Source organism: Chloroflexus sp. (assembly GCF_034434295.1).
Lineage (GTDB): Bacteria > Chloroflexota > Chloroflexia > Chloroflexales > Chloroflexaceae > Chloroflexus.
In genome coordinates, this window is record NZ_DAOTZQ010000002.1 from 56,630 (window position 1) to 71,390 (window position 14,761).

The following is a 14,761-nucleotide window of genomic DNA, read 5'->3' on the forward strand; positions in this document are numbered from 1 at the left end:
ACAAGGAGAACATGCATGACAGTGCCGGTTATTGAACTCCATGACCTTACGGTCTACTATGGGCGGCGGCGTGGTATTGAAGGGCTTGATCTGGCTGTTGAGGCAGGTGAGGTGTTCGGCTTTCTTGGCCCGAATGGGGCCGGTAAGACGACTACTCTGCGGGTGCTCCTCGATCTCATCAGACCGGTACGCGGTCGGGCGCTTATCTTTGGTCAGGATTGTCGGCGGCACGGGCCGGCCATTCGCCGGCAGGTGGGGTATCTCCCTGGCGAGCTGAATCTGCCGCCTCAGCAGACTGCTCGCCAGTATCTGACAATGCTCGATGAAGTGCGTGGACGGGTCGTTGAACCGGCCTATCTGAAACAACTGTGTGATCAACTCGAAATAGAGCTGGATCGCCCGCTGCGTACCTATTCGCGTGGAAATAAACAGAAAGTGGGGCTGATTGCCGCTTTTATGTTCCGTCCACGTTTACTGATCCTCGATGAACCAACCGGTGGCCTTGATCCGCTGGCGCAGCAGGCAGTGCTTGAGCTGGTACAGGTTGCACGGAGTGAGAGACGCACCGTCTTCTTTTCTTCGCATGTGTTGCCTGAAGTCCAGGCGGTGTGTGACCGGGTAGGGATTATTTGTGAGGGTCGATTGGTGACGGTAGAACGCATTGACACGCTGCTGCAACGGCAACAGGTGCATCGCATGCGGCTGCGCTTTGCCCATCAATTGCCATCTACCGTGTTTTCCTTGCCCGGTGTCACGGTACTGGCGCACAGCGGCAACGACATCACGATTGAAGTACGATCAGGGTTGGCGGATGTGCTACGGATCGCCGCCGAACAAGCAGTGATCGAACTGGAGACGATCCCGCTTACGCTGGAAGAGGTCTTTCTGGCCTACTACGGTGGACAAGGAGAAAACCATGCTCAGCCTGTTTTGGCATGAATTGCGCATGCGGCGTATGCTGTTGATCGGCTGGGGAAGTGGTCTGCTGGTCTTTTTCAGTGTCTACCTGGCATTTTATCCGGCTTTACCCGCCGAAATGCGCAACCTCGATTTGCAGGCGATTGAACTCTACCGGGCATTTGGTAATCTCAGTATGGCTACCTTTGAGGGGTATATTGGCTCAACCATCTTCCACTTTTTCAGTGTATTGATAGGAGTGTTGGCCATTGTCACCGGCACCGGTGTGCTGGCAGGTGAAGAAGATGCCGGTACGCTTGAATTGCAAATGGCGTTACCACTGACACGCCGGCAACTGGTGACGGCGAAGGTGTTGGAACTGGCAGCGATTGCGCTGGCTGTGTTGACGATGGCTGGCATCGCTGCCGCGCTGGTCTTTCTGGCGATTCGTTCTCAGCTCACCACTAATCTCGATGCTGGTGACCTCTTTCGTGCGGTCATCGCGCACTGGCCATTGGTTTTTCTCTTCCAAATGATCAGTCTGTGGTTGGGCACGGTGACTCCCTCGCGACGGGTGGCGCTGGCGCTGGCAACGGTCGTGCTGGTGGTGAGTTTTCTTGGCTACAACCTGGTCGGTATGTCGCCTGATCTGGAGTGGTTGCAGCCATTGTCGCCATTTCACTATCGCCCTTCAACGCCTGACGCATTAGACGGTGGGCCGGCAGCGAGTGATTTGCTCGTACTGAGCGGTGCAGCGCTGGTTTTCTATTTGCTGGCAATCGTGAGCTTTGAACAGCGTGATGTTACGGTTGGAGCCTGGCTTTGGACGAGGCTGGTGAGACGGCGGGTCGTATGAGGTTGCACTGATCGGCAGGATGTCGTCGCTATGTCGGGCTAGAGCTTGTTTCAAAAAACATTGAGAAGTTATCTCATCAATGACTGACAGACTCTACGATTGTGACGATCACAAACGGCATCTCCGTGACCAGCCAGTTCAACCGCGTACCACGCGCCGGGCACAAAGTACGGCTGGCGCGGCAGCCATGCTGCCGCACGCCAAACGCTGCGCCACACGCATGAAAAGCGGGAAGGCACTCAATCCAGCGCGTGATGGCACCGGCAAGGGTCGTCAGCCATTCTCACTACCATACTGGCATCCTGGGGGCAGGATATGCTGTTGTTAGCGATTGGCAAGCGTTCCTATGCCTGGACGACCGTCTGGGAGCACGACAGCACAGCTTTTGTGAAATAAGTTCTAGCGAAGATCAGGATCGTCGGCTCAATCCTTATCGCTCAGCTTGAGAAAGTTGGGTGTGTAGCTATACCCAACAGCGAGGCCGTGTCTATGGTATACTGCATAGCAGAAACGAAGGGACATTTGCGGTATTGCCGCCGATTGAAGCACACATGTCAGATCAACTGCACATCCGTAATTTCAGCATCATTGCCCACGTCGATCACGGCAAAACAACGCTGAGTGATCGCTTACTTGAAGCAACGCGCACGATTAGCGAGCGTGAACAGCGCGAGCAGCTCCTCGACTCGCTCGATCTAGAACGCGAAAAAGGGATCACGATCAAGTTAAAGCCGGTGCGGATGGAGTATCGCGCAGCCGATGGTCAGCTTTACCAGCTTAACCTGATCGATACGCCCGGTCACGTGGATTTCAGCTACGAAGTCAACCGCTCGCTGGCAGCGTGCGAGGGGGCATTGCTGGTTGTTGATGCCTCGCAGGGGATTGAGGCGCAGACTCTCGCCAATACCTATCTGGCGCTGGAAAATGATCTGGTGATTATTCCGGTCGTCAACAAGATCGATCTGCCCGGTGCGCATCCCGAAGAGGTGGCGCAGGAGATTGAGACAGTGATTGGTATTCCCGCCGAGGATGCGATCATGGCTTCGGCGAAGGAAGGAATCGGGATTACCGAGATTCTGGAGGCGATTGTCCGGCGCATTCCGCCGCCACGTGGTCAGCGCCAGCAGCCGGCACGGGCGCTCATCTTTGACTCGCACTACGATCCGTACAAGGGCGCCATTGCCTATGTTCGGGTTGTTGATGGTGCCTTCACCAGTCGTGATCGGGTGCGCTTTATGGGCACCGGTGCCCAGGCCGAAACCCTTGAACTCGGTATCTTCCGCCCGGCCATGACCTCGCTGAATGAACTGGTTGCCGGTGAAGTGGGCTACATTGCCACCGGCTTGAAGAGCGTGGCCGATTGTCAGGTGGGTGATACGATCACTCTGGCCGACGCCCCGGCTGCCGAGCCGCTACCCGGTTATCGCCCGGCCAAGCCGATGGTCTTCGCCGGTCTCTATCCCATTGACTCAAATGCCTATCCTGAGTTGCGAGAAGCGCTCGAACGTTTGAAACTGAACGATGCAGCGCTCTCGTTTCAGCCAGAAAGCTCGGCGGCGCTGGGATTTGGCTTCCGCTGCGGATTTCTCGGCCTTTTGCACATGGAGATTGTGCGTGAACGGCTTGAACGCGAGTATAAGCTCGATCTGCTGATCACCGCACCCTCGGTCGAATACCAGGTTTTGCTTTCTGATGGCGAGATTGTGACCGTCGCCAACCCATCGGAGATGCCCGATCAGTCGCGGGTTGAAGCGATTGAGGAGCCGGTGGTCGAGATTAGTGTGATCGCACCGGTGCGCTATATCGGTACGATTATGGAGCTGGTGACGACCCGACGAGGGACGTTCATCAGTATGGATTATCTTGACCCGACACGGGTGCTCTTGAAATATCGGATGCCCCTGGCCGAAATCGTGATCGATTTCTACGATCAACTGAAGAGCCGCACGCAAGGCTACGCCTCTCTCGATTATCATCTGGCCGGCTATCAGGAAGCTGACCTGGTGAAGCTGGATATTCTGGTTAACGGGCAACCGGTTGATGCCCTCTCGCTGATTGTGCATCGCGATTTTGCCTACCAGCGCGGTCGTGATCTGGTGGAACGGTTGCGACAGTTGATCCCGCGCCAGATGTTCGAGGTGCCGATTCAGGCGGCGATTGGCTCGAAGGTGATCGCCCGCGAGACGATCCGTGCCTTGCGCAAGGATGTGCTGGCGAAGTGTTACGGTGGTGACGTCACGCGCAAACGGAAGCTGCTCGAAAAGCAGAAAGAGGGCAAGAAGCGCATGAAGATGGTGGGGAGTGTGGAGATTCCCCAGGAAGCCTTCATGGCTATCCTGTCGCTCAATGAAACGGGTAGCGAGCGTGAGCGGTAGGGGTGTGAGGATGAACGAGGCGAAGAGACATTCGCCTCGTATTTTTGTGAAGAGAGCCGCTTGAGCGGTTCCCGGTTTGGTGAGCAGGTGTGCTGTGTTAGGGGAGAAGCCGTCGATGCGTCGTCTGCTATGGTTGTTTGCGCTTCTGGTGCTGGCCGGGTGTCAGAGTGCCGTTCAGGGCCAGCAGTGGGAATCGGTCGACTCGCCGGTTGCGTTCCGGCTGGGAGCACAAGTCTTCACCGTTGCCGATGTCAATGCTGAGATCAAGCGGGCGATTGGTGATGGGGTAGCGAATGCGCTGTCCAGCGGTCAGACACGTGAGCAGATCGAACAGATTGTGGTCGAGAATGATCTGCGTCGCCAGATTTTCGAGCAAATGATCCAGAATGAGCTGCTGTTGCAGTATGCACGCCAGTATGGGATCGGGATTGATCCGGCAGCACTCGATGCTGAAATTGCTGCTCGTCTGCCGGCTGATGCCGACCCGGCTGAGGTGCAGGATTTGCGCAACGTGCTGGCACGTGAGCAGATCGTCTTTGCTGTGATTGCCCGCAATACACGCGCCGATATGGCGCGGGCACGCCATATTCTGGTTGCCGATGAGGCTACGGCGCAGGCAACGCTGGCCGAATTGCAGGCCGGTGCTGATTTTGCAACGCTGGCTGCCCAACGTTCGCAGGATACCGGATCGGCGGCAAATGGCGGTGATCTGGGATGGACACCACGTGGCGAGTTTGTGCCCCCGTTTGAGGAAGCGATCTTCTCACTGCCGCTCAATACACCGCACATTGTGCAAACCGATTTTGGCTTTCATATTGTTGAGGTGTTGGAGCGTGAGAGTCAGCGTCGATTTTCGTCCTTCGACGATCTGCGCATACGGCGCAACGCCGGCCAGTTTTATCAAGAGACATTTGTGCCCTGGTACGAAGAGCTACGCCGGCAAGCCGAACTGAGCGGTGAGTTGCAGATTGCAACCGGTTTTGACCCCAATACGTTGCCGATACCCTTCCCGGAAACACCATGAGCGATGCGTTCTCTACACTACTGAATGTGGCAATAGCAAATCATTTGATCGATCCGGCATCAATGCAGGTTTGTACCATCGATACGGTGTTGCAATCGCCACCGTTGCCTGCTGCGCAGAAGGTATTGCCCTGGGTAGAAGAACAGAAATTGGGCAGGTATCAACCGCCGCGCCTGCCCTATCCGCTGGCACGCCATACTCCGGCATTGATCTGGGGATCGGCTGATTCCTTTAATCGTGATCTGTTAGCCGCGGTGCTTGGTGAGCGCTACCCCGATCACCACCCGTTGACGTTCATTGCCTTACCGGGTGATACTGTGCACTCCTGCCAGTTGCGTGATCTGCCAACGGTGAGCCTTTCGGATGCCCAGATGGTGGCGCTCGTGGTTCCGGCTCTAGCGCTGGCCGATGATCGACGGGGTTTTGAGCGCCTGCAATGGGTCGTCAGTCGTTTGCTTGGCCCCGATGGTTGTCCGTGGGATGTGCGTCAGACCCATCGAAGTCTGCGGCAATACCTCATCGCTGAGGTCTACGAAGCGGTTGAGGCGCTGGACAGCGGTGATATGACGGAACTGTGCGAAGAGTTGGGGGATGTGCTCTTGCAGGTCTTCGTGCATAGCGAGATGGCACGACAGGCGGGCACGTTCACCCTTGAAGATGTCATTCGGACGGTGGCCGATAAGCTGGAGTTCCGCCATCCGCACGTCTTTGCAACAACTGAGGTTGATGGTCCTGAACAGGTATTGCGCAACTGGCATCAGCTTAAAGCGCAAGAGCAGGCGGCGAAGGGGAAGGTGCGTAACAGTGCGCTTGATGGCGTACCGGTGGCACTGCCGGCGCTGATGATGGCGCAAGAATTTGCACGCAAAGCCACTCGTGCAGGGTTCACGTGGCAACATCTCGATCAGGTGTGGGCCAAAGTCACCGAAGAGTTGCATGAATTGCGCACTGCCGCTGATCCGGCGGCGCAACAGGCTGAGTTAGGTGATGTGCTCTTTGCGCTGGCAACGCTGGCGTACTGGTTGAAGCTGGATGCTGAGATAGCCTTGCGCGACGCAGCTATGCGCTACAAACAACGCTTCCAGTTCGTTGAGCAGATGGCTGCGCAAAGCGGGCGTGCATTGCAGGATTGCTCACTGGCTGACATGCTGGCCTGGTGGGCAGAAGCGAAGACGCTTGGTGACGGACGGTAAGATGAAACCCATACCGCTTGCGCTTAACGATGTCGTGCAGTTACGTAAGCCACATGCCTGTGGTGGTGATACCTGGCGGATCGTGCGGCTGGGTGCCGACATCGGTCTGCGCTGTGAGACGTGTGGTCGGCGAGTGTTGCTGCCACGCGCAGAGGTCGAACGCCGGATCAAGCGGTTTGTGGTGCGGAGCGAAGATGCGCAGGGCGCTGAGTAGGTGACGGATTGTTGCCGCGTGCGGGATGTGTTTCGCGTATACCTTGCGTGGTGTCAGGTGTGATGTACAGCCATGGTGTGGCGGTCGAACCTCTTGTTTGGCGGGATCGTGCTGCCGGTAGGGGCGCACGGACGTGCGCCCCTACGACTACGTAATATCAGCTCTCTCAAAGATATGTACTGTCCAGGTGTGATAGCCGTGCTGAAGTGCTGATGGGCGAGCTGCTGGTGGCTGCGAGTGGGTCGTTGCAGGCACACTGACCGGTTCACGGACATTCGTGTTCAAAGGCAGCGCCAGGGTGAAGGGTGGTGAGCGTGATGCGTTGCTGCTTTCAACATAGAGCTTATTTCAAAAAACATCTACGATAAGTTATCTCAATTCATTACTGACAGACTTCTGTGAATGAGCACACACAGCATCGCCGTAACCAGCAGGGTCAACGGCGCGACACGCACCTGATCGTGAGCACGATTGGTGCGGCAGCCATGCTGCCGCACTCCATACGGTGCGAATGCGTATGATGAGCGGGCAAGGTAACCAATCCAGGGCGTGATTGCACGGTGAATGGCCTTGAGCACTCTCCGCTGCCATACCGGCAGACTGGGAGCAAGCTATACTGTCGTTAGTGATTGGTAAGCGTTCCTGGGCCTGTGCGATGATCAGGTATCACAACGTCACAGCTTTTTATGAAATAAGTTTAGCGTACTCGATAGTGGGGTAGGCTGACAGCCTGTCCCACCAGGATCACGGAGCGGCACAGGTACGCGCTGCGACCCGCACCTGCCCATGCGTGCGGAAGATGCGGAAGCGTGGTTTCCGCACTCCGAAGATGCATCACGGGCAATCCAGCCTGAAAGTGGAAACGCCGTTCTATATATCTGCGGTCTCTGACAACGTGTATACCAGCCTTTAGTGCTGCCCTTGCTTGCCGGTTAGCGATAGTCAAGGTATGATGGCAATATCGCGTTTAGATCAGGTTTGTACGTCTATATGAGATACTGTTTCAAACAATACTGTTCACTCCTTGAGGGGAAAACCTCTGATCGTAGATTGTGCACCTGGACATACCGGTTGATACTTGTTGGGCTGCTATGGATACTGTTGGCAAGCAGTGTGGCAGCTCAATCGGTGCAACCGATTTATTTCGTCGAGTACGATGGCGTGCTGAGCAGCTATGCTGCCGGGTATCTTCGCCGTGCGCTGCGTGAGGCGGAGGCGGCGAATGCCCAGGCGCTGATTATTCAGCTCACTCCACGTGGTGCAGTCATGCAAGAGGCACGCACGCTGGCGGGAGAGATTGCCGAAGCGAAGGTGCCGGTGGTTGTATTTATCAGTCCAGCAGGTCACGATGCTGGTGCAGCCGGAACGTGGTTACTGGCGGCAGCGCATGTTGCGGCAATGGCTCCAGAGAGCCGGTTTGGGCTTGCGGCACCGTTGTTCGTCCCTGCAATGGGGGTGAGCGAAACGACCCAGGAACTTTTGCTTAACGAGCAATTACAGCAGTTTGAAGAATGGGGGGCAGCCCGTCAACGGGATGTGAGTTGGGCTGATGCTGCCTTACGCCGTGGTTTCATTGCAACCGCAGCACAGGCTATCGAGGGTTCACCGCCGATTATCGATATTGTTGCGCGTGATGTAGACGAGCTTCTGCTGCGGCTGGAAGGACGTGTCATTACCCGCGCCGATGGCGCTCAGGTAACACTGGCAACGCTTGGGCCACGGCCACGGATCGTCGAAGTGAATCTTATCGAGGCAGTTTTGCTCGTTCTGGCCAACCCGACCGTCGTTTTTATCCTGTTGATTATGGCCGGGCTGGCTTTTTATGCAGAGTTTCTCAGTCCAACGGTCGGTATTCTGGCCGGTTTAGGTGTGATCTTACTGGCCGGCGCGATTGTGGGCATGATTGCCTTGCCGGTGCAGTGGCTCAGTGTGCTGGGCATTCTCATCGCCTTTGGTCTGGTTGCGGCGGATCTCTTTGTGCCATCGCATGGTACGTTGACAGTCATTGGGGTGGGCATTATGATCGCCAGCTCATTAACGCTCTTCGATCAAGTACAGGCACCTGGAGTTACGGTAGCCTTGTGGGCGGTCATTCTGGTGGCAGTGTTGATTGCAATCTTTGCGATTAGTGGGGTCTGGCTGGCGTTACGTTCCCAGAATCGTCCGGTCATGACCGGTCAAGAGGGATTGATCGGTCGGTTAGCTGAGGTGCGCAAACGGCTCGATCCAGAGGGCATGGTCTTCGTAGAAGGTGCGCTCTGGCGGGCGGTATGCGAAAATGGCACTGCTGAGGAAGGTGAATTTGTGCGTGTCACCGGTATCTATGCTCTGCGGTTGACCGTGCGACGGATTGATGCCGGCGAATCTTCGCCGCCACAATTGTGAGTGTGGCGTGTCATGACTCTTGTCACAAGATTTCGATAGGAAGGAGCAGGACTATGGGAAGTGCAACGTTCTTTTTGCTGGCCTGTCTGTCAGTGCTGGCCTTTATTGCCCTGATGATTCTATTGTCGGCAATCAAAATTGTGCCTGAATATGAGCGTGGGGTGATCTTCCGGCTGGGCCGGTTGATGGGGCCGCGAGGACCGGGCATTTTCTTTGTGATTCCGGTGTTCGAGCGGATGGTACGGGTGGATATGCGGGTGATCACTATGGACGTGCCGGTTCAGGAGGTGATTACTCTTGACAACGTCACGATTAAAGTGAATGCGGTGCTCTATTTCCAGGTGATCAATCCGAACTGGGCAGTGACAAAGGTGATGGACTACATCCGGGCGACGATGCAAATCGCGCAGACGACGCTCCGCAGCGTGGTTGGTCAGGTCGAACTCGACGAATTGCTGGCGCAACGCGAGAAGATTAATCAGAAGTTGCAGCAGATTATTGACGAGCAGACCGAGCCGTGGGGGATTAAGGTGACGATTGTGGAGGTGAAGGACGTTGAGCTACCGCAGAATATGCAGCGGGCGATGGCGCGGCAGGCTGAGGCCGAGCGTGAGAAGCGGGCCAAGCTGATCCATGCTGATGGTGAGTTGCAGGCGTCGCGCACACTGGCTGAGGCAGCGCGAGTGCTGGCCAGTGAACCGACGACGTTGCAGTTGCGCTATTTGCAGACATTGACCGAGATTGCCACCGAGAAGAACAGTACGATTGTCTTCCCGCTGCCGATTGACATGCTCAAGACCTTTCTGGCGTCAAACAATGGGGCCACCAGCGATGAGCGGCGGATTGTCCGGAGTGAAGAGGCGTAACTGTATAGGGGGTAGGGGCGAAGCGTACTTCGCCCCTATTTGCGTGCAATGACGGCAATGCTGGCAATGAGCAGGATTGCGCCGACAATGCCCGTAGCGGTAAAGCGTTCACCGAGGAGGAGAATGGCTAGCAGCGCCGAGCCAAGTGGTTCGAGGAGCGTAATGGTCGCCGCAGTGGTCGCACGCACACTGCGCATGCCGCGCACGTACAGTGCATACGCGATGGCCGTGGGTACGATGCTGAGGTAGATCAGCACCAGCCAGCCCTGAACGGGATAATCGACCACCAGGCCAGTGGAGAGTGCTGCCGGCAGCAGCAGGATGGCTCCCAGCGTAAAGGATAGGGCGACCGGCACAACCGGATGATAATCGGTGGCAATCAGGCGTGCACCAAGCACGACCAGACTGTACGAGAAGCCGGCGGTGAGGGCCAGTGCCGTCCCGATCAGCAGATCGATGGTGGATGTCACCTGTGGTGCACCACCAACCAGGAGGGCAGCCCCAACGACGGCACCACCAATTGCCAGCCAGGTTACAGGTCGTAGTCTTTCACCGAGGAACGCACGCGCCAGGAGCGCAGTAAAGATCGGCGCACTACAAATGTTAATCAGTACAGCCGCTGCCACGCCGAGGTAGGGAATGGCGGCAAAATAGGCGACCTGATAGCCGGCAAAGGCACCACCGATCAGCCCCAGTGTCCAGCGATGGCGCGGTTGAATGCGGAATGCCTGTTGTCCGGCCAGGAGGCGGGCGGTTATCAGGAGTACCGGTGCCGAGAGGAGCAATCGTAGAAAGCCAATCGAGAGGGAATTGGTTTCCGTTAAGCGGTAGAGCCAGCCAACCGCGACCCCAATAGTTCCCCAGCTAAGTGCAGCGATCACGACCATTGCTACATCGAGCGGACGTTGTGCTTCATCGAGGCGTTGCATAGTCATCACACAGTACATACATAGCCCCCGTGCAATCGTCACGGGGGCTGTCATAGCTTATGCGCGAACGATAATGTGATTAATCCAGATAGCCACGGAGCTTTTTACCAAGATGAGGGTGGCGCAGCTTGCGGAGAGCAACTGCTTCAATCTGGCGAATGCGCTCGCGAGTAATCCCAAACTCGATCCCCACCTCTTCGAGCGTGCGGTAACGACCGTCTTTGAGGCCGTAGCGCAATTGAATAATCTTCCGCTCGCGTTCGGGTAGCTTCATCAAAACCTCTTCAAGCTGCTCGCGCAGCAACGAGGCAGCAGCCGCTTCGGCAGGAGTGGAAATACGATCATCCTCAATAAAATCGCCCATCCGTCCTTCACCCTCTTGCCCGACCGGCATCTCCAGGGAAAGGGGATGCATGCTCGCCTCAAGCGTGCGGCGTACTTTACCGGCGGAGATACCCATTGCATCGGCGATCTCTTCTGGAGTCGGCTCGCGCTGCATAGTTTGCTGGAGGCGATGAGACATGCGCTTAACCTGACTGATCGCCTCACCCATATGGACGGGGAGGCGGATCGTGCGGCTCTGATCGGCAATCGCACGAGTGATCGCCTGACGGATCCACCACGTTGCGTAAGTGCTAAACTTATGACCCTTTTTGTAATCAAATTTCTCAACTGCCCGCATCAGGCCAATATTTCCCTCTTGGACGAGATCCATCATCGTCAGGCCGTAGGATGTGTACTTCTTGGCAATACTGACAACCAGGCGCAGATTTGCCTGAATAAGATGATGACGGGCATCCTGGCCCTGCTGGACTGCTCGTTCAAGCTCGAACCGCTCGCGGGCAGAGGTGTACTCTTCGCGATCGAGGCGCTGGCGAGCAGCAGCACCTGCTTCCATTGCTTTCGCCAGTTCAACCTCTTGTTCGGCAGTCAGCAATGGTACCTGCCCGATCTCTTGCAAGTACATGCGAACCGGGTCATCAAATGCAATATCGCCCAAATCAGGCAAATCAGCAATGAGATCAGCATCTGGATCGGGTTCAAAATCGGTCGGGCCATCGAGTTCATCACTTGACTCGATTACTTTGATCCCTTCAGCTTGCAGCATCGCATAAAGCTGATCGATCTCAGCAATGTCGTGCTCTGGGTTGGGAAAAGTAGCAAGAATGTCGGCGTGGGTGATGTAGCCACGCACACGAGCTGCGGCGAGCAATTGCTCGATCATTGCCTCTGACTCCGGTGTAGCTTTGCTCAACATCGTTCAACCAGTACTCTGTTGATGGCGTCAGGCTGGCGTGACGACCATCACTAGGCCGTTGATGAGACGGCGGGCTGCTGCAATTGATTTTTCGTCTTCAGGAATATTGAAAGGCCTCAGCGACACTTCTGAAACGCCGGGCCTTACACGTCGCGTACTCCCTGTTGCTTCGGCAAAGGAATGGGGTTGAGAGAAGGCCCTCAAACCCCATGCTGTCACCGCGATAGAGGGACGCAAACGTGGCACCCCATTAGACGTAACTAACGTAACTATAGCACTGTTGGAGTATCAGAGTCAACCCCCTCTTTGGACTGATTCTGAAAAAGCATGCGATAAACGACCTTATTGTCCGTTTGAGCTGATCACTCTGTCTGCGTATCGGGCAAATATGCGCTAATGCGTGAAAGGAGGAAATTGCGAATATCGTTACGCAGGTAGCAAAAGGCGCGCACGCTGATACCGTTAGGCTCGACAACCAGCTCAATAGGGCGAATGCGGCGTTCGAGGGGTTGGGGACTACTGTGAGAGGTGTACACGATGCGAAGAGTAGAGCCGGTAGCCAGTGCAGCAGCCAGCGGTGGTGGGGCTTCCGGTTCAGGGTCATTGGGGCGCAGACCACGCGCAAAACGAAGAACATCACCCAGAGTTATGATACCGAGGCTGAACATTTCATTGACGAAATGATCAAAGAGTGCGCGTAGGGTCAACACATCATCCATTGCCCGATGAGTGGGTGTCGGCAGGCCGAACGTTGCGGCCAATGCCGCCAGACTCAGTGAACCGCGACGGATGCCGAGGCGACGGGCCAGTTCGAGGGTGTCGAGTGCCGGGCCGGTAAAGGGTGGATAACCGGCCCGCCAGAGTTCCATATTCAAAAATGACTCGTCGAAGGGAAGGTTGTGGGCGATACGCACCGCATTCTGACTGAGCTGAACAATTTGGGGGGCAATGTCGGTAAATAAAGGCGCATTGTTCAGATCTGCCGGCTGAAGGCCGTTAATTTGGGCTGCCTGCGAATCGAGTTCACGTTCGGGATTAATCAACGTATTAATCCTGCTCACCTCCTGGCCATGCTCCCAGCGGAGCATAGCCACTTCGCAGATGCGATGACCGGCCTGAATCTCAAGCCCGGTCGTTTCGACATCGAAGAAGAGGAGCGGCACGTCTGTAATGGGTTGTTGTAGTTCAATGCCTGTCATTGTGTCACCGGTACCTGCGCTGCGACATCATCGGGAATTCCAAGCAGGTTGGCCTGCACCCAACCCTCACGGTCACGAACATTGCGTACTCGATACCATGTGCCGTCGGCAGTGCGCTCAAACAACTCGACCACTTCATTGACCTCAACCCGATCAATTTGCGCACTGGCCGGATCAGCAGCCAGGTAGAGCGGACCGCTGACAAAGACCGTCACGACATTGGCAACTGGCGTTTCGGCAGCGATCAGGTCGGTGATGGCAATGAGGGTTGCGCTGACCCAACCGATTTCATCTCGCACAGTACGCACGTAATACCATCGTGCATTGGGGGTGCGGGCCAGGATTTGTACCTCTTCACCGGCATTGATCCCGCCGATCACGTTATTAATGCCTGTGTAGGGTAGACTACGCACATTCCCGCCATTGGTGACGGCAACCGGTTGGCCGGTAGGCAACGTTGGGGTAGGGGTTGCCGTTGGCGACGGTGGTGGAGTTGGGGTTGCCTGCGCTGCTGGAGGCTGGGTGGCCGTTGGTGATGCGGTAGGTGACGGTACCTCTGCCACGCCACCTGTTTCACCGTAGAAGGCAGCCTCAAAGTTTGTCAGTACCTCCAGCTCAGCTTCAGCGCTTACGCTACCGTCTGGCGTGCTGACGACGATGGTATAGCGTTGTCCCCGCGGTGTTGGATCGCCATCAGGGAGCTTTGCCGTGCGTAAATCGCCTCGGTCGCGGCGGATCCGAATGGTCTGAGCAGGATCGATCCAGCGCAGTGGTTGTCCGTCGGCGCGTAGTTCGACTTGTAGCTCACTTTCATCAGGCAGACCGGTACTACGCACCCTCACCCCGATGGTCAGCGGATCGGCTCGGACAATTGCGGCATCTTCTATTGTAATGGTGACCGGTACCGGTGAAGGTGTGGGTGTTGGCGGTGGGCTGGCAGTCTGATCATTATTGATGCTCAACACCAATATTCCAATTCCCAGACAGAGCAATACCGGGATCAGTAGAAAAAGGATTTTGGCTGCCAGTGAGAGATTACGCAGTCGATCTTGCCAGCTTTGTGGTTCTTCCAGCGGTACCGCTGTGTAATCAATCGGTGTTGCCGGAGGAAGCTCCAGTTCAGGTGCTGGTTGCTGAGCATAACGACGGCGACGAATCAGGATGACGACTAGCAGAATGACGATAAGTCCAAGAATGATAAGCCCGATGGCTAGTGGTGTTGGTATTTGACTGAGCGTTGTTTGCATGCGTAACCTCGAATACAATCGCTTCAGATGCCTATAATATGCGAATCTGGCAGTATCTGCAACTGGTATTGGGAGGAATAGTAAAGATTATCTCGTTAATTATTGACAAACTACCTGATCGTGATGAGAACACACATCATACTCGTGACCAGCAGGGTCAACGGCGTGCCACGCGCCGGTTCGTGAGCACGGCTGGCGCGGCAACATGGCTGCCGCACTCCAAACGACGCAACACGCGGGTGATGGGCGAGCAAGGCAACCAATTCAGCGCGTGATGACACAACCGGAGCTGCGCTCTGCCAACGGGCCAGAATCAGG

At 56.0% G+C, this 14,761-nt stretch carries 12 protein-coding genes; 8 read left to right on the forward strand and 4 right to left on the reverse strand.

The features are described from left to right. Positions 1-15: 15 nt before the first annotated feature. The 8 genes from VAE57_RS00635 to VAE57_RS00670 all read left to right on the forward strand — a co-directional run bounded on the left by VAE57_RS00635 (position 16) and on the right by VAE57_RS00670 (position 9,810). Positions 16-939: an ABC transporter ATP-binding protein gene (locus VAE57_RS00635; protein WP_322819984.1), complete on the forward strand. Its 924-nt coding sequence runs from the start codon at positions 16-18 to the stop codon at positions 937-939. Continuing rightward, positions 917-1,753: an ABC transporter permease gene (locus VAE57_RS00640; RefSeq protein ID WP_322819985.1), complete on the forward strand. Its 837-nt coding sequence runs from the start codon at positions 917-919 to the stop codon at positions 1,751-1,753. Before VAE57_RS00635 ends, VAE57_RS00640 begins: the two co-directional genes overlap by 23 nt. A 551-nt stretch (positions 1,754-2,304) precedes the next feature. Continuing rightward, entirely contained in the window at positions 2,305-4,128 is a 1,824-nt protein-coding gene (lepA, locus tag VAE57_RS00645; RefSeq protein WP_322819986.1) for a translation elongation factor 4, read from the forward strand. A gap of 115 nt (positions 4,129-4,243) precedes the next feature. Continuing rightward, positions 4,244-5,152 (forward strand): peptidylprolyl isomerase, encoded by a 909-nt coding sequence (locus VAE57_RS00650; RefSeq protein WP_322819987.1) that lies wholly within the window; start codon positions 4,244-4,246, stop codon positions 5,150-5,152. Beyond that, positions 5,149-6,345, forward strand: coding sequence for a nucleoside triphosphate pyrophosphohydrolase (gene mazG / locus VAE57_RS00655; RefSeq protein ID WP_322819988.1), 1,197 nt, complete (start codon positions 5,149-5,151; stop codon positions 6,343-6,345). Before VAE57_RS00650 ends, mazG begins: the two co-directional genes overlap by 4 nt. A gap of 1 nt (position 6,346) precedes the next feature. After that, a complete protein-coding gene (locus tag VAE57_RS00660; RefSeq protein WP_322819989.1) occupies positions 6,347-6,559 on the forward strand; it encodes a DUF951 domain-containing protein in 213 nt (70 codons plus the stop codon). A gap of 1,113 nt (positions 6,560-7,672) precedes the next feature. Next, entirely contained in the window at positions 7,673-8,944 is a 1,272-nt protein-coding gene (locus VAE57_RS00665; RefSeq protein ID WP_322819990.1) for an NfeD family protein, read from the forward strand. Positions 8,945-8,997: 53 nt separating this feature from the next. Continuing rightward, complete coding sequence (locus VAE57_RS00670) at positions 8,998-9,810, forward strand: slipin family protein (protein WP_322819991.1); 813 nt, start codon at positions 8,998-9,000, stop codon at positions 9,808-9,810. Positions 9,811-9,845: 35 nt separating this feature from the next. Here the strand turns inward: VAE57_RS00670 and VAE57_RS00675 are convergent, their stop codons facing one another. From VAE57_RS00675 to VAE57_RS00690, 4 genes are all read right to left on the reverse strand, one after another. After that, a complete protein-coding gene (locus tag VAE57_RS00675; RefSeq protein ID WP_322819992.1) occupies positions 9,846-10,739 on the reverse strand; it encodes a DMT family transporter in 894 nt (297 codons plus the stop codon). Between the two features lie 79 nt (positions 10,740-10,818). Continuing rightward, a complete protein-coding gene (rpoD, locus tag VAE57_RS00680) occupies positions 10,819-11,964 on the reverse strand; it encodes an RNA polymerase sigma factor RpoD (protein ID WP_322820036.1) in 1,146 nt (381 codons plus the stop codon). 395 nt (positions 11,965-12,359) lie between these two features. Beyond that, positions 12,360-13,196 (reverse strand): PolC-type DNA polymerase III, encoded by an 837-nt coding sequence (locus VAE57_RS00685; protein ID WP_322819993.1) that lies wholly within the window; start codon positions 13,194-13,196, stop codon positions 12,360-12,362. Further along, positions 13,193-14,443 carry an SH3 domain-containing protein gene (locus tag VAE57_RS00690; protein ID WP_322819994.1) on the reverse strand — a complete coding sequence of 417 codons (1,251 nt, stop codon included), beginning with the start codon at positions 14,441-14,443 and terminating at the stop codon, positions 13,193-13,195. The genes VAE57_RS00685 and VAE57_RS00690 overlap by 4 nt, the downstream gene beginning before the upstream one ends. Positions 14,444-14,761: the final 318 nt, after the last annotated feature.